This is a genomic window from Sphingomonas adhaesiva, from assembly GCF_002374855.1.
Lineage (GTDB): Bacteria > Pseudomonadota > Alphaproteobacteria > Sphingomonadales > Sphingomonadaceae > Sphingomonas > Sphingomonas adhaesiva.
This window is the reverse complement of record NZ_NWVC01000018.1, coordinates 1-15,664: the sequence shown is the minus strand read 5'-3', so window position 1 is coordinate 15,664 and position 15,664 is coordinate 1. Positions and strand designations below refer to the sequence as shown.

The following is a 15,664-nucleotide window of genomic DNA, read 5'->3' as shown; positions in this document are numbered from 1 at the left end:
TACTACCGCCGCCCACCGCGACGGGTGATCCTTCTCGTGTTCCAGCACCATCCGCACCGCGCGGGTGCGAACCTCAGGCGAGAACTTGTTCGTCGTCTTGCTCGTCATAGACCCTTCCTCTCAGGAGCTGGGGCCTCCGACAAACCCGGGGCGGTTCAGCGAGGTTCACAGCAACCTGCTTTAGCTATCCTCGACGAGTTTGGGCTCAGACAATGCGACCGCGGCGCGACGCCAAATTCTCCATCGCAGGGCAGCGAAGAACGTCATCGTTATCAGGAATGAGGCGGACGCACCCATAAGACCGAAAAGCCACGTGCTCGGGGACAGAACGACAGCGGTTACCGCCAATGCAAGGACGTTCAAGCCGATGTAGCGAAAATCGTTCTCCGTGACGTAATCTACTATCCCTAGGCACTCATTGACGGACTTCGCCATCATACCAACCATTATTGGTATAATCAAATACATATAATGATGTAGCTCCGGCCTGTTCAGAACGATGACCAGTAAAACACTCCCAACGCCTGCGCAGGCCATGATGGCCGCAGAGAAAAAAACGACCTTTTTCACTGACTGATGGATGAAGGTGTCTAAAACTTCTTTAGTACTGGATTTATACACCTGCCTCATTAGCGGCATGAACGGCTGGATGGTCGCCGATTGTACGATCTGAAACGCCGCGTTTCCGATAGCAAAAAAGAAAAAGTAGATTCCAGCCGCCTTGACGCCAATCATAAAGGAAATGACAAAGCGGTCCACGTTCTGGCCGACCGCTAAAGAGAAGTCGCTAATCCATACCGGAAGTACCCGTGGAAACTGTTGTCGTAGCCACATAACATTGAAGGGCTTTACAAAAATTTCTTCACGGAAGACGTGCCGCAGCGCGATAGTGGCGACAGTCATGCTGAGTATTTCACCGACTATCCATGTCGTACTCAGGAAGTCGATGTTGCGATGGGCGGGATCGAGATATGATGCCAGTATGAAAGCAGGAATCCAGGAGGCTGTGCGCAGAAAAAGAAGAAAATTGGCCAAGCCAGGGTGTTGACGGGCGATCAACAGCAGCTGAAGATCAAAGCCGATCATCTCCAGTATGACGATCCCACAGAAAATACGCAGATCGACGGGAAGGTCGAGTAAGCCGATCGTTGCAAACATTGCAACACCAAGCGCGGAGGCAACACCGCAGACGAAGGTGACGATCAACCGATCCCGCGCCAGCAGGTGGGAAGCTTGCGTATCGCCGCCAACAACCTCCCGATTGACGAAATAGCTCAGCCCCAGACCCACGGCCCCGGGCAAAAGGGCGGTTGTGCCAACCATTAGCGAGAAGGCGCCAATATCCGCGAACGTCAGATACCGTGCCATGAATAGCATCAGCACCATGCGCAGGGAGAGGCTGCCCAGCCGAAGTCCGCCGGAAACGACGCTTTGCAACTAAGCCTCTTCTGTCTGTCCGGCGGTTGATGACCGGTATAGTGAGGCGTTTCAAATGACAAGCCGGCATCCGGTTGCCGGTAATCGCGAGGAAAATCGTGAAGCGACGCATCTTTCTCGGTTCTGCTCTTCTGTGCGCCGGTACGGGCTATGCCGTCGTTCTGGGTGAGTGCGACGCCGGGGCCGCCGAGGAATCTGGTGTCAGGGTTTCGACCTTCGGAGCGGATGGGGCGGCTTTACAGCGTGCCATCGACACAGGGCTGGCCGAGATCGTCGTCGATACGACCATTGTCGTGTTTCAGGATATCCGATTGCGTTCCCGTCAGACCGTGCGCTTCGATGGCGGACGGATTGTGGTTGCCCGCGATGCTTCGATCCGGCAGGCCGTCTTGGATGCGCGGGGCACGAACGGGGTAACGTTGCTGAATCCGGTCATCGAGGCGAGCCAGCGGTCGGACGGGGTCGTTGCGATTCAGCTGTTCGACAGCGCGTCGGCCAGAATCTCAGGTGGGCGGCTGACCCGTTCGCGTCTGACCATCGAAAGTCACGACGCACGCATCGACCGCGACATCGAGATCTCGAACCTCCAGTTGGACATGCAGGGCTATCGCTCGACAGCAGTCTATCTAAGCGGTGTCCGCGGCGTCATCCTGCGCGACGTCGTTTGTTCCGGAGCGCAGGAAGGGGTGGGAGTCTATAACAACGCCCGTGCCATTCGGCTCCTGGGCGTCGTCTCGCGCGGCCACCTTCAGGACGGATTTGTCGTGATCGCCGGGCAGGACATCCAGTACAAGAACTGCCGCGCCTACGGAAACGGGCAGTCAGGTTTCACGACACAGCGGCAGCGCAGTGGGGAAGACGTGCGCTTCATCAGTTGGACCGACTGCCGCTCATCAAACAACGGCTATGATGGATTCGACATTCGCGGGGCAACAGACGCGCCGTGGAACGTCGACACGGGTTTCGTCCTGCACAACTGCCGGGCGTGGGAGAATAAGGCTACAGGCTTCTATGTCGTCCAGGCCGAGGGAACGATGATCCACGAATGCATGGCGGTTCGCAACCGCCGTCAGAACTTGTTTATCGACCACAGTGATCGCGTCGTTGTCGATCGCTTTACGGCGGTCTCCGGCGCTGTTGACGTCGCCTCCGGTCCCAATAAGGCCGGTATCCTCGTCTACAGCAGCAGGGACGTGCATATCAGTTCGGCAGTCTCCGGAAATGGCGAGGGGCGAACGCAGGAATTCGGTCTATCTTTTACCGGATCCAGTACTGGTGGGCACGTGGTCGGAAGCGATTTTTCCGACAATGTGCGTTCGCCGGTCGTGCCTGTCGGGAATGAGTTGCTCGCCAGATGACATGCGCCCACTAGACCCGAATTTTGCGGGGAAACTGGCGGTTGCACCGACCCGATCACCCCTCTATCGGCGTGCGACGCGCTCAGCTTGGAGACATCGAAGGCAATGGCCAAAATTGTAGTTGGTGATCCGATTCCTTCGAAGGATATCGTGCGTATTTATAAGGAGCGATTTTCCATCGATGTCTCCCGCTTGGTTCCTCAGGACTCGGTGGTCCTCGAAGAGGTGACTCCGTACGGCTATTTCAGATTTCGTCCCGCTATTCCGGGGGATAGTCAGTTCTATTCGGAACTGATGGAACGGATCGGTTATGACGACGGCGAGAAGGCCGAGTTCCAGGCGGCAAAGGACTATGTTTCCCGTAGTGAGCGTGTTCTCGACGTGGGCTGCGGCCCCGGCAGGTTTAGCGCCTATTGCAAGGGGACCTACAAGGGGATCGAGCTCAACCCGCAAGCGGTCGCCGACGCGCAGCGTCACGGGCGCAACGTTGTGCTCGAAAAGCTTGAGGATCAGCCTGAAGGTGCGTTCGACGTCGTCACCCTTTTCCAGGTCCTCGAGCACGTGCCCGACCCCGAAGCCTTCCTCGACATGGCGGCGCGGCGCGTCTCGACTGGCGGTCGGCTGATCGTGACGACCCCCGATATGGACGGCTACATGACCAACAGTCCCAACCACGTCCTTAATTATCCACCGCATCATATCAGTTGGTGGACGGCTGATGCGATCGCGGCGTTGATGGCGCAAAACGGTTTCGGCAATCCAATCGTCTGGAAGGAGCCCTTGCAGTCGATCCACGTGACCGACTGGCTTGAGGCGACGGTCGCGCCGCGGGGACGCCGGCATTTCGATTTTTCGCTGAAAGCGCGCATCATTCGTCAGATGCTGCGTGTCGGATCGCTCGCACTGGGGCCTTTGCTGCGGCGGGGATCACATGTCACCGGCCAGTGCGTCATGGTCGTTGGCGAGCGCCTGCGCTGAGCGCAAAGGCGGTAGCGGTGTCATGAGATGCAAGAAATGAACGAAGTAAGTCTGGCCCGGCGGTGGCAATTCCTGCCGCATCCTATCGCTGCGCTGTATCAGAGTACTTTCCTGATCCGCCGTGCCCTATTCAAGAAGCTCAAACCCATTGCTCAAGAAATGGGGGGTGATATCTTAGACTTCGGATGTGGCTCAAAGCCATATCGTAGTCTCTTTAGTGCCTGCACGAGCTATATTGGGGTCGACATTGCGGTTTCTGGCCACGACCATGCTGACAGCAACGTTGACATTTATTATGACGGTCATAAACTGCCTTTTGATGACGGCGCATTTGATGCAATTGTTGCATTCGAAGTATTTGAGCACGTTTTCAACATCGATGAGTTATTGCAGGAGCTTAAACGTGTTCTCCGGCCAGGCGGTAGAATTTTGCTGACCCTCCCGTTCGCTTGGGGAGAGCACGAAGCTCCGTATGATTTTGCGCGCTACACAAGCTTTGGAATTCGATCAGTAATCGAACGCAACGGCATGGTGGTTCACTCCATCGAAAAGACCAATGCCAGCGTGGAGGCGATCCAGCAGCTGTGGCTTGCCTATATAGATCTACGGTTGTTGCGGCCGTTTGGCCTATTCGGCAAGGTGGTGCGCGTGCCGATTGCCGCCGTGATGAATCTGGCGGCAATAGTACTGGGCCGTATCCTGCCCGAGGACGGCACTTTCTATTCAAATTTGGTGATCCAGGCCGATCGTCCGTTGGATGCGGCAGCCGCCGCCGCGTGATGCCGCGTCGCGCAAATTCGGAAATGCCTGTGCCTGCCTCGGCGACGGTGCAGGCCGCAGCCCCTGGCCGCCTTGCGGTAGTGGTCAATTGCGGCCTTGTCGGCGGGCATGAGATGCAATTAGTTCACCTGGTGCGGGCCAGGGAGCGGGTCGGGCCCGTCGTTATGGTGGTTACATCACCCGTGGCTCAGCGCTTCTTTGTGGACCAGGGTTTCACGGTCCGGTACGTGCCTTTCGATTGCCAGGGCAAGATATGGCGGCAGTGGCAGGCAAGCCGAAAGCTGAGCGCCACGCTGTGTCCGGAAATCGTGGACTGCGCAGAGGTGATCGTTAGCGGTGGGACGATCGAAGCTTGCGTCGCACCCGCCCGCGCTGTCAAACTTGGGCGGGCGGATCTAAAAATCACGGCATATCTGCCGATGTACGTCGATCGTGCCCGGGCATTCGGCCTTGTCGGGCGAATATACAATTGCGCTAGTCGAGCGTTCGTCACGGCAATTGACAGTTTTGTCACGATAAATCGCGTCCAGGCTCGGCTGATCAGACGTCACTATCGCAGACCGGTGAGCGTCGTGCGCAATGTCATCGAGCCCGTTGCTCCTCCCTCGTCGAACCATGGACCGCGGCTGATTTACGTTGGGCGACTTGACAACGGGCAGAAAGACGTGACCGGACTGATCGACCTCCTTGATGATCCACGTAACCCGTATCGCGAACTTCACATATTCGGCGATGGCCCGGACCGACCGGCGGTAGAAGCGCGGGCCGCTGAAGCCCAACATGTTGACGTTGTTTTCCATGGGTGGGTGCCACGCCAGCGACTTGGGCCGCGACTGGGTCGACGCGACCTGCTTGTCATGAATTCCCGCTGGGAAGGTGAGCCGATGATCGTGCGCGAAATGAAGGCAGCCGGGATTCCGGCGATCGGAACCAATATTGATGGTTTCCGCGGGATCCTCCCGCGTACGCAACGGTTCGCCGATAGGCGCGAATTGCTCGACCTGCTCAATGACCATCATCACAAGGCGATGATGGCCATGGAAGGAGGAGGGCGGTGACGCGCGGAAATCGGCCGCTTACGGTCGCGATCGATGCCAGCTGGCTGCGTGACGGCGGAATTGCCCGGATGGCGCATGAGATCATCAACAGGGCGCCGGATCACGTTCGGGTTGTGGAAATCCGGGGCGGCCGAGCCAATGCCGGCTTGCTGACGCCGGTCGACCTGGCGATCGCGGCCCGCGGTGTCGACGCGGACGTGATATGGTCGCCGGGCTTTATGCCGCCGATGGCTCGCGCTCCGGGCAAACGCATCTATATCACGATTCATGATCTCACGCATCTGCACAGCTACAGCGCGGCTCACCGGCTCTATTTCAATCGCATTATTCGGCCCCTGCTTGCGAACGTCGATCGTGTCTTCACCGTGTCGGAATACACGCGTCAGGAAATTCTATTGTGGGCGACTATCTCACCCGATCGCGTGATCCGGGTCCACAACGGCGTCACCGCCATGGACCGCCTACCGGCGCATGACCGCGCGACGCAGGCGCCACCCTACGTCCTGTATGTGGGAAATCGCCGCCCGTACAAGAATATAGACCGGATGATAGAAGCGTTCGGGCGCAGCAAATTCGCCGCCCGCGGGGGGCAGCTGTGGCTAACGGGGGCATGCGATCCCGCCATTGACGGACTGGTTCGGCAGGCCGGGGTCGCCGATCGGGTCCGCTATCTAGGCTGGCTCTCCGATGACGAGCTGGCGGCGACCTATGCGGAATCCCGGGCCTTGATCTTTGTGTCCTTGTATGAAGGATTCGGGCTTCCAGTCGTCGAGGCCATGACCGCCGGCTGCCCGGTCCTGACGGCGAATACGACGGCGCTGGCGGAGGTCGCGGGCGATGCGGCGTTGACCGTGAATCCGCTGTCGGTTGAGGAAATCGCCGAGGGGCTTGATCGCGTGGCGCTTGACGACGTCCTGCGCGCCCGGTTGCGGTCGGCCGGCCTGGAGCGCGCGACGCAGTTCAGCTGGGACCGGTGCGCGGTTCGATACTGGCAGGTTCTCACCGGGACGTGATAAGGGCCACACCGTTGTGCCCCCGCCGCGGCGGCCATCGAATGGATAAGACCGATTCATGCGTACCGCCTGCATCATTCCGACGTACAACGGCCGCGACGATCTCGCGCGACTGTTAGCGTCGTTGGTCGACCAAACGCTCGCCTACGATCTCGTGATCGTCGATTCGAGCTCCACCGATGGAACGGAAGAGCTGGCGCTCCGTCATGCCAGCCTGTTTTTCTCCGTCGCCAGTCGGGACTTTGACCATGGCGGAACTCGCCAGATGGTAGTCGACCAGCTGCCGAATTATGACATCCTGATTTTCTTGACCCAAGACGCGGAACTTGCTTCCCCGGACGCGCTGGAAAGGCTCGTTGCCAATTTCGACAATCCGCAGATCGGCGCCGTCTGCGCGCGCCAAATCCCTCACCTTGACGCGAATCCCTTCGCGCAACACGCGCGAGCCTTCAATTATCCCGTGCAGCGCAGGATCGTCGATCAGGCGTCGGCCCGCCGGTTTGGGCTGAAGGCCGCTTTCATGTCGAACTCGTTTGCCGCGTATCGGCGACAGTCGCTCATCGATGTGGGTGGCTTTCCCCGCAGCGTCATCTTGGCCGAAGACATGTTTGTGGCGGCTCGCATGATCCTCGCCGGGTGGAAGGTGGCGTATGACGGGGAGACAGCCTGCCGGCATTCGCACAACTATTCGATCATGGAGGAGTTTCGGCGATACTTCGATCTAGGGGTGTTCCACGCGAAGGAGCCATGGATACGCGCCAGTCTGGGGGGGGCGGGAAGTGAGGGCCGCGCCTATGTCGTCTCTGAACTGCGGTTTCTCGGCGCCCGACAACTGCCACTTTGGCCGGTCAGCCTATTACGCAGCATCGTCAAGCTCATCGGCTATAAGGCGGGACAAGCTGAGGGGGTTATTCCGCTTCGTTTAAAGCGCCGAATGTCCATGCATCGGGGATTCTGGAAATGACACGTCCTCGCTTCGGCGCTGCTCTACAGGTTTGCTTTTGTGGCTTTGGCCGCATCACGTACGAGACGACCACCTGACATGAGCTTCATGTTTGCCTTTTTTGCCCTCGCGACAGCGGCCTTGTACGTGTTCTACTCACGCAAGGTCGGGTCGTTCGTCAATGCAATCACCATCTACACCGGACTAAAATTTGCCATTGAGTTCGTCCTTGAGCCAATATCATATTATCTCAGGATGTTTGTCTATGACTTCAACTCTATGGCTATCATCAATTTGCTGTCTTTTGTCGGGTATGCGGCCTTCGTCGTCGGTCTTCTTGTCATAAAGCAGCCGAACAATCCTGCTCGAAAGATTAATCTCTCTGGATATCTTGGTGCGGCATGGATCGTACTTGTCCTTGCCTGGGTTCTTTATATGCCTATTCTGAGGGAATTCAGCTATCTTATCACAGAGCCAAGACGCATTTATGAGCTTACCAGGACCGGTTACGGACTAAATACCTTTGGGTCGTCCTTGCTGTCATTCGTTGCCTATGCAATATTTCTTATGTCGAGTAAGAAGAACGGGTGGCTGTTTTATTTAGCGCTTTTCCCATTGGTGTATCTTAAGGGCACTAAGGGGCAGTTTTTTGTGCTGGCCTCAATATTTGTAATATATAAAGTATATTTCGAAGGCTTCAAATATTCGGTGACCCGATCGGCAATCTATATTATTGCATTTGCTGGTATGGCCACGGTTCTGTTTACTGTGAATTATCGGGGAGAAGTTGAGAACATCGTTCTGACGATGGCTGGTTATTCCGACTATAACAGAAATGGCGCCTTGATCGTCCAGGATAAATCCTTCGCGCCATATGGTGGGCAGCTTTCCACGGAAATGTTGTGGATACCCAAAATCCCGCGAGCGATATGGCCCAACAAGCCGAAAAGTTTTGGAGAATTTCGATTGGCGGAGCAATATTTTCCTAGCTGGTTTGCGCTTGACCAAGGCGCCCCCGCATTCGGTATTGGATTATACTTCGCAGATTTTGGATGGTTTTCTTTTGCAGTCGTTCCATTTGTTCAGTTTTTGTGCGGCATCGGCCTTGCATATTGCCTCAACAAGATGATCGAGTCACCAACGATATTTTGGTTCATAATGAGTATATATCTTTCGGGTGGAAATCTATTTGCCGCGGGTAGCGGCAATTATTTGTTAGAGCATGCCCTCATTGGGGCCGCGTTGACGGCTATCTTCTCTTTTTTTGGGTTAGGTCGCCGTTCCGATGGGGATCGCGTACTGGGGCCCGTCCAAGATGATGCGTTGGTGACGCCGCGATGAGAAGGCCGCGATCGTCGTCCAAGCAAGGGCACGGGAGCCGGCAAGGGCCCATACAAGTTCCTTACGGCCCGTTCCTGACCCTGTGCATCTTCCTGTTCGTTGTTCTGGTGGTGGGCGGTGCGTCGCGTGCCGACATGCTTGGTCAGGCGGTCGTTCGAGGCGCGGCCTGTGTGGCGTTGGCGGTCGCAGCATTGGTCCATGCCCCGGCACGTCAGCGGTCGTTGGGTATGGTCGGGAGGCTGCTTGTTGCCGCGCTGTTGCTGGCACTGGTGCAACTCGTTCCGCTGCCTTTTCCGGTCTGGTCCTCGTTGCCTGGGCGAAGCTTCTTTGTTCAAGCAGCCGGCAACAGCGCGGTTTGGCGGCCTTTGTCGATCGTGCCGGGAGCAACGATAAATGCGGCTTTTTCGATGCTGGTCCCGTTCACGGTGTGGACGTTGATGCGTCGCTTGGAGCCCGCTGATTGGGATCGAATGCCGGCCCTACTGCTTTCTTTGGTCGGTGCATCAATGTTCGTCGGGGTAGTGCAATTTTCCGGCGGAGGGTTCGACAATCCGTTCATCAACGAAACTCCCGACATGATCAGCGGGCTGTTTGCCAATCGGAATCATTTTGCGTTGTTCCTGGCGACCGGGCTTGCGCTAACGCCACTCTGGATCGTGCAACATAGGTCAGGCTGGGCGTGGCGATGGCCGGTCGGCGGTGGCGTGATCGTGATGTTATTACTGATGATTCTCGCGAGTGGCTCGCGAGCCGGTATGATCCTCGGAGGCTTGGGTCTGGCGGCGGGATGCGTCGTGTCATTCCCGCATTGGCACGCCCGTTTCGGCTCATGGGGGCGTATGCGCATAGGAGTTGGAGCGACCTTGGCCGTTACTCTTCTTGCCGGCGTGTTGCTGGCTAGCATTCAGGGCGACCGGGCGCGTTCAGTGACGCGAGCGATGTCGCTGCAGGTCGGTGAGGACATGCGCGTCCGAGCGGCGCCGGTGGTTTTCGACATGGCACGAACGTATTTCCCTTTCGGGGCCGGTTTCGGAGGGTTTGATCCGCTCTTCCGGATTCATGAGCCCTTCGCCCTCCTGAAGCCGACCTATTTCAACCGCGCGCATGACGATCTGCTGGAATTGGTGCTAGATGGTGGCCTGCCGGCGCTGATCCTGTTGTTGGTCGCCATCGCTTGGTGGGCGACGGCGAGCTGGCGGGCATGGCGCGATCACCCAACGCGCTGGGCTGTGCGTGCACGAATGGGATCCGCGATTCTGCTGCTTGTCCTCCTTTCCAGCGTCGTGGATTACCCCGCCCGCACCCCGATGATAATGGCGGTGATGGTGATCGCCGCGCTTTGGCTGCAACGTCCGCGACCGGATGCGGAGGCTGCTTTACCTTGAGCAGGATGCCATCTATAGGCGGGCCTCCTCGCAAAGCCGGTATGTAGGTGCATGACTAGAGTTTTCGTCGCCTTGGCGGCCTTGGCGATCATGTCGGCGTGCGTTCACCGCGAACCAATGCTGTCCACCGACAGGTTGACGGTTCTGGATGGCGACAAGATACTGCCCGCACCCGCGCGTCAGGACCTGACGGCTTCGGATCGGCCGGCGCTGATTGGCCCGCTCGACACGATCCAGGTCGATGTTTTCAACGTCCCGGATCTGAGTCGGGAAATGCAGGTCGACGCCAGTGGGCGTATCGCGATGCCGCTGATCGGGACTGTCGACGCCCGGGGCAAGACTGCCCAGGAACTTGCTTCGGCGGTCGAGACGGCACTGCGCGGCCGTTATGTTCGTAACCCCGAAGTTACCGTCAATATCAAGAGTTCGGTCAGCCAAGTGGTTACGATCGATGGTCAGGTCGTCGAACCGGGGCTTTATCCGGTGACCAACCAAATGACGCTTCTACGCGCTATCGCCTCTGCCAAGGGGCTGTCCGAATATGCGCGAGAGGACGACGTTGTGATCTTGCGCACGGTCGATGGCCGCAAGATGGCAGGCCTTTACAATATCGGGGCGATCCGGCGAGGCGCTTATGACGATCCCGCTATCTACGCCAATGACGTGGTCGTCGTCGGGGACTCGCCACAGCGTCGTCTGTTCAGGGATTTCGTGTCGCTGGCGCCGCTCCTCGCCGCTCCGCTGATTGCGGTCCTTCAGTAAGGTTTGCTCATTTGATGGATTTGGTGACTTCAAAGCCGGTCGGGATGGCTGGGCCGACAGACCCCGTGCCCTTGGCGGCGTTGCGCCCGGCTGAAACCGACCGAATGTCGATGATTCGCCAGTATCTGCGGATCGCCATGCGCTGGCGCTATGTCATCATCGGCGCAATTGCCGCCTGCGTTCTGATCGGCTTAGTCATAACGTTGCTGATGACGCCAAAATTCACGGCCACGGCAACGGTCGAGATCGCGCGCGAATCCAGTCGGGTTACCGATTTTCAGGGTGTCGATCGGGAGGCGGGCGTCCTGGATCAGGAATTCTACCAGACCCAATACGGACTTCTTCGGTCCCGAGCCCTCTCCGAGCGGGTGGCGAACCAGATGCGGCTCGTGGACGATGCGTCATTTTTTGAGCTGCTCGGTTACACGAAACAAACGCCAGCTTTTGCTAAAATTAACGGCCGTTATAATGCCGCTGGCCGTGCCGAACGACAGCGGATCGCAGGCGAACTTCTTCTCAAGAATGTCTCGATCAATCCGACGCGTCTTTCGAGGCTGGTCGACATAAGCTTTACAAGCCCAGATGCTGACTTCTCCACTCGAATTGCCAACGCTTGGGCCGATAATTTCATCCAGACGAACTTGGAGCGGAAGGTTCAGGCGACGTCATACGGGCGAAACTTGCTCCAGCGGCAACTGGGGCTTCAAAAAGAGCGCCTAGATGAAAGTCAGCGTCAGCTCGTGGCCTATGCGTCGCGCCAGGGGATCATCAATCTCCCGGCCCAGAATGCTGGTAACGGTGCGGTGACGTCTGAACGATCCATCGTGGCTGACGACCTTGCTACGCTCAACGCCGCGCTCAGCCAAGCGACCGCCGACCGTATCCAAGCTGAGGCCCGCAATCGGCAGGCGGGTCGCGCGGGTGCGTCGACCGAAGCGCTCCGCAACGTGGCCATCAACAATCTGCGGCAACGTCGTGCCGAACTTTCGGCGGACTATCAACGTCTGATGGTCCAGTTTGAACCTGCCTATCCGGCGGCGCGCGCGATCCAGTCCCAGATCGATCAACTCGATCGGTCAATCGCGCGTGAGGAAGGCCGGGTGTCCGGCTCTCTGCAGGCGGACTATCGCGAAGCGGCCGATCGCGAGCAGGCGCTGAAAGCGAAGGTGGATCAACTAAAGTCAAACTACCTCGACCTTCGCCGACGTAGCATTCAGTATAATATCTATCAGCAGGAAGTTGATACAAATCGCGCGTTGTATGATGGTCTGCTGCAGCGATTCAAGGAGATCGGGGTCGCGGGCGGTGTGGGCGTCAACAACATCTCAATCGTCGACATAGCCGATACGCCGCAGAAACCGTCGAGCCCTCGACTTCTGCTCAACCTTTTGATTTCTTTACTCGCCGGGCTTGGGCTAGGCGCTCTAGCCGCGTTTGCGCTCGAACAGATGGATGAAGCGATCGCCGATCCGGCGGAGATTGAACGGCGGCTTGGCCTGCCGCTTCTCGGCTCGGTTCCAAAAGTCGAGGATGGGGCATCGCCACGTGACGAACTGCTTGATCGCAAGTCTGATCTGGTCGACGCGTATCTCGCCGTCCAGACAAATCTCGCGTTCACTACCGAGCACGGGGTACCGCGATCGTTTGCTATCACGTCGACGCGGCCGGCCGAGGGCAAGTCCACCACGGCACTGGCACTCGCGACGACGCTGGCCCGCGCGGGCCGCCGCGTCATCCTCGTCGATGGCGACATGCGTTCACCGTCGGTACATCACCTCGGCGGTGTCGATCATGATCGGGGGCTCAGCAATTTCTTGACGGGCGACGACGCGATCGAGTCGCTGACGTTCACGATGAGCGACCTGAACTTCACCGCCATGTCGGCTGGTCCCATCCCTCCGAACGCGGCCGAACTGCTGACCGGAAACCGCTTGTCACTGCTGATAACGCGCCTGCTCGAAGAATTCGATCATGTGATTATCGATTCCCCGCCGGTCATGGGCTTGGCGGATGCGCCGCTGATCGCTGCGCGCGTCGAAGGGGTGATATACGCCGTCGAATCGCACGGAATACGATCGACCCTTGTAAAGACCGCATTGAGCAGACTAGCGAGCGCCAACGCGCGGATATTCGGCGGGGTGCTCACGAAGTTCGAGGCGCGCAAGGCGCATTACGGTTATGGCTATGATTACGGCTATGGCTATGGTCGCGAAAAGAAGGGTTAACGATCAAGGCGGTCGTCGCAACGCGATCAGACGGCGCAGCCGGTCCGAATGGACGGTGAGGCTCGCGCTGGCGGTGTCTGCGCTTTGTCTGGGTGGAGTCGCCGTTAGTTTCTCGCTGGCACAGGTCATCGCGCGTGCCAATCCGCAGGCCGCCTACATGCTGGCACCTTATGATGGGCGGATCGCCGGGCTGGTCGCTGCGACGTTGGTGGAGTCTGGTGCTACACCTACACCTGCGGAGCGTCGCAAAGCGGGTGAACTGGCAGGTCGCGCGCTCCAACAGGATCCGACGGCCGTTAGCGCCGTAGCGACCCTTGGAGACAACGCACAGGATCGCGGCGACATTGCCGACGCGCGTCGGTGGTTCGGCTACGCCAGCAGCTTGACCCGCCGCGATCCCGAAACGCAACGATGGATGATCGAGGACGCGGTCAGTCGGGGAGACATTCCAGCGGCGCTTCGCCAATATGACATCGCGTTACGGACGACGCCGAGTGAGGCGGCTACGCTGTTTCCGATCCTTGCGGCCGCAAGCGCCGAGCCGGCTATCCGCGCCGAATTGATCCGGACCCTCGCAGCGCGCCCGCAATGGGCACCGGCGTTCCTGCACTATGCCGCTGGTAACAGCCCTACTCCTCAATCGCTTGCGTCCTTGTTCATCGGTCTTCGCCGCGCTGGGGTGCCCGTGCCTGTCCGGGCCAGCAACTTCGCCATCAACGACCTGGTTGGTAGTGGCAGCATTGCGCAGTCGTGGGCCTACTACGCGCTCCTGCATCCGGGCGCCCGGCGCGATCGCTCGCGCGACCCAACCTTCGCGTTCGCTACCAGCGACGGCTCGGTGCTCGATTGGAGCGTCGTCGACAACGGATCGATTACCGCGACCACCGGACCGGATGGGTTCGATTATGCGGCGTCCGCTGGAATGGGCGGCTTGGTACTGGAGCAACTCCAAGTGCTTCCTGCCGGCACCTACGAACTCGTTGGCCGAAGCCGGAACATCGTGCAGCCGACGGGCCTTGGTCCCTATTGGGCCATTTCCTGCGGCGATGGCAGGGACATCGGAAGAATAGAAGTAGCGCCAAGCCAAGAGAATACAGGGCGGTTTGCCGGACGTCTGGTCGTGCCGGCTGATTGCCCGACCCAGCTACTGAAGCTGATCATCCGGTCCAACGACGCGGTCGCCGGCCAGGCGGGTCGGATCGAGCGCGTCGTTGTGCGGCCCGCGTCATGAGGCTTGCGATCGTTGCGGCAATCGCGCCGTTTCTTACGGCGACCGCTGTTTGCGCCCAGACGGCGGTCGCCCCTGCGATCGGGGTTGGAAAGGTCGCTAGGTCTGCATCGGGCGAGATAGGCACGCGACAGGAGCGTTCGGATAGCGGAAACTTCGATGTCCAACCACTGGAACGATTGTCCACGAGGGTGCAGAACCGAGTACAATCGCGGCTCCGGACGCGCCTTGACCGTTACTATAATCCACAGGGCGGTGCGGCCGACCCCTTCGCGGTAGCAGAAGCCGAGACGCGGACCGGCGGCAGGCGGCGCCGATAGAAGGCCCACCATTTTCCTGTTCCCCAGAGTTTTTGGGCGCTAGGTATCGGGGCTGAGACGTGATGCCACAGGCTGGCGATGCTTCACGGTTTGGTGCGCAGGTCTGTTAGGCGGATGATGAGAGCGATTTTCGATCAGTCTGCATCATACCCGCATGTGATGAAGTAGTTGGCGTATCTTATGGCGAATAAAGGTCGAGGATGCGGCCGATAGCGTTCGACAGGCGTGAATGGTGCGCTCGTAGTGACGTGCCCCCCGTTTCTTCATCCACCTGGATCTGGAGGCCGGCTCATTGTGAGCCTCACCCCGTCTCTGGCCCGGTCTTTATGAGAAAACCGGCTCTCTTTTCGTCAGGGCAGGCATGCCTGCCCTGACGAAAAAGCGCACTCCATCGGGGTCTGGTTGCCGAGGGAGCTATGCGGACGGTGCTCGTTGTAATCGCGCCGCCACGCCTCACATTTTACCCGTGCGTCGTCCAGGCTCAAGAACCAGTATGCGTTTAGGCATTCGGCCCGCACCCGGCCGTTGAACGCTTCCGCGAACGCATTGTCGGTCGGCTTTCCGGGCCTGCTGAAGTCCAGCACCACATCATGCTGGTACGCCCACAGGTCGAGATCCTTCGAGATGAATTCCGGGCCATTATCCAGACGAATGCGCTTGGGACGACCGTGTGCCGCGGCAACGCGGTCGAGCGTCTCGACCACGTCAGTGTGGATCGGCGTGGAAAAGGGACCCCGGTAACGGGGTGATCGGCGTCGAAAAGGGACCCCTCATCCCGGTGGTCTAGGCTGTTCGCTTGGCGGTGTGTCAGGCGGCGAGATCGGGATGCTGGTATT

The 15,664-nt window shown here is 58.7% G+C and carries 12 protein-coding genes and 1 pseudogene; 11 read left to right on the top strand and 2 right to left on the bottom strand.

Annotated elements, in window-relative coordinates:
- Nucleotides 1-180 precede the first annotated feature (180 nt).
- Nucleotides 181-1,437: a lipopolysaccharide biosynthesis protein gene (locus tag COA07_RS17175; protein ID WP_141396572.1), complete on the bottom strand. Its 1,257-nt coding sequence runs from the start codon at nucleotides 1,435-1,437 to the stop codon at nucleotides 181-183.
- A 98-nt stretch (nucleotides 1,438-1,535) separates the two neighbouring features.
- Here COA07_RS17175 and COA07_RS17170 point away from each other — a divergent pair, with 98 nt between their 5' ends.
- The 11 genes from COA07_RS17170 to COA07_RS18105 all read left to right on the top strand — a co-directional run bounded on the left by COA07_RS17170 (nucleotide 1,536) and on the right by COA07_RS18105 (nucleotide 14,511).
- Nucleotides 1,536-2,795 carry a right-handed parallel beta-helix repeat-containing protein gene (locus COA07_RS17170; RefSeq protein ID WP_066711404.1) on the top strand — a complete coding sequence of 420 codons (1,260 nt, stop codon included), beginning with the start codon at nucleotides 1,536-1,538 and terminating at the stop codon, nucleotides 2,793-2,795.
- 105 nt (nucleotides 2,796-2,900) lie between these two features.
- Nucleotides 2,901-3,773: a class I SAM-dependent methyltransferase gene (locus tag COA07_RS17165; RefSeq protein WP_083956892.1), complete on the top strand. Its 873-nt coding sequence runs from the start codon at nucleotides 2,901-2,903 to the stop codon at nucleotides 3,771-3,773.
- Between the two features lie 27 nt (nucleotides 3,774-3,800).
- Nucleotides 3,801-4,553: a class I SAM-dependent methyltransferase gene (locus COA07_RS17160; protein ID WP_083956891.1), complete on the top strand. Its 753-nt coding sequence runs from the start codon at nucleotides 3,801-3,803 to the stop codon at nucleotides 4,551-4,553.
- A gap of 182 nt (nucleotides 4,554-4,735) precedes the next feature.
- The gene (locus COA07_RS17155; RefSeq protein ID WP_169924246.1) at nucleotides 4,736-5,611 is read left to right on the top strand and encodes a glycosyltransferase; all 876 of its coding nucleotides are present in this window, start codon (nucleotides 4,736-4,738) and stop codon (nucleotides 5,609-5,611) included.
- Nucleotides 5,608-6,624: a glycosyltransferase family 4 protein gene (locus tag COA07_RS17150; RefSeq protein ID WP_066711401.1), complete on the top strand. Its 1,017-nt coding sequence runs from the start codon at nucleotides 5,608-5,610 to the stop codon at nucleotides 6,622-6,624. Before COA07_RS17155 ends, COA07_RS17150 begins: the two co-directional genes overlap by 4 nt.
- A gap of 58 nt (nucleotides 6,625-6,682) precedes the next feature.
- Nucleotides 6,683-7,588, top strand: a complete 906-nt coding sequence (locus tag COA07_RS17145; RefSeq protein ID WP_066711400.1) for a glycosyltransferase family 2 protein — start codon at nucleotides 6,683-6,685, stop codon at nucleotides 7,586-7,588.
- 78 nt (nucleotides 7,589-7,666) lie between these two features.
- Nucleotides 7,667-8,908, top strand: a complete 1,242-nt coding sequence (locus COA07_RS18110; RefSeq protein ID WP_141396571.1) for a hypothetical protein — start codon at nucleotides 7,667-7,669, stop codon at nucleotides 8,906-8,908.
- 170 nt (nucleotides 8,909-9,078) lie between these two features.
- Complete coding sequence (locus COA07_RS17140; RefSeq protein WP_169924245.1) at nucleotides 9,079-10,293, top strand: O-antigen ligase family protein; 1,215 nt, start codon at nucleotides 9,079-9,081, stop codon at nucleotides 10,291-10,293.
- A gap of 117 nt (nucleotides 10,294-10,410) precedes the next feature.
- Entirely contained in the window at nucleotides 10,411-11,055 is a 645-nt protein-coding gene (locus COA07_RS17135) for a polysaccharide biosynthesis/export family protein (RefSeq protein ID WP_245842218.1), read from the top strand.
- Nucleotides 11,056-11,069: 14 nt separating this feature from the next.
- Complete coding sequence (locus COA07_RS17130) at nucleotides 11,070-13,280, top strand: GumC family protein (protein WP_066712053.1); 2,211 nt, start codon at nucleotides 11,070-11,072, stop codon at nucleotides 13,278-13,280.
- Nucleotides 13,252-14,511 (top strand): tetratricopeptide repeat protein, encoded by a 1,260-nt coding sequence (locus COA07_RS18105; RefSeq protein WP_141396569.1) that lies wholly within the window; start codon nucleotides 13,252-13,254, stop codon nucleotides 14,509-14,511. The genes COA07_RS17130 and COA07_RS18105 overlap by 29 nt, the downstream gene beginning before the upstream one ends.
- A gap of 667 nt (nucleotides 14,512-15,178) precedes the next feature.
- Here COA07_RS18105 and COA07_RS17120 read toward each other — a convergent pair.
- Nucleotides 15,179-15,535 (bottom strand): annotated as a pseudogene (locus COA07_RS17120) (integrase core domain-containing protein); the annotation flags it as partial.
- Nucleotides 15,536-15,664 lie beyond the last annotated feature (129 nt).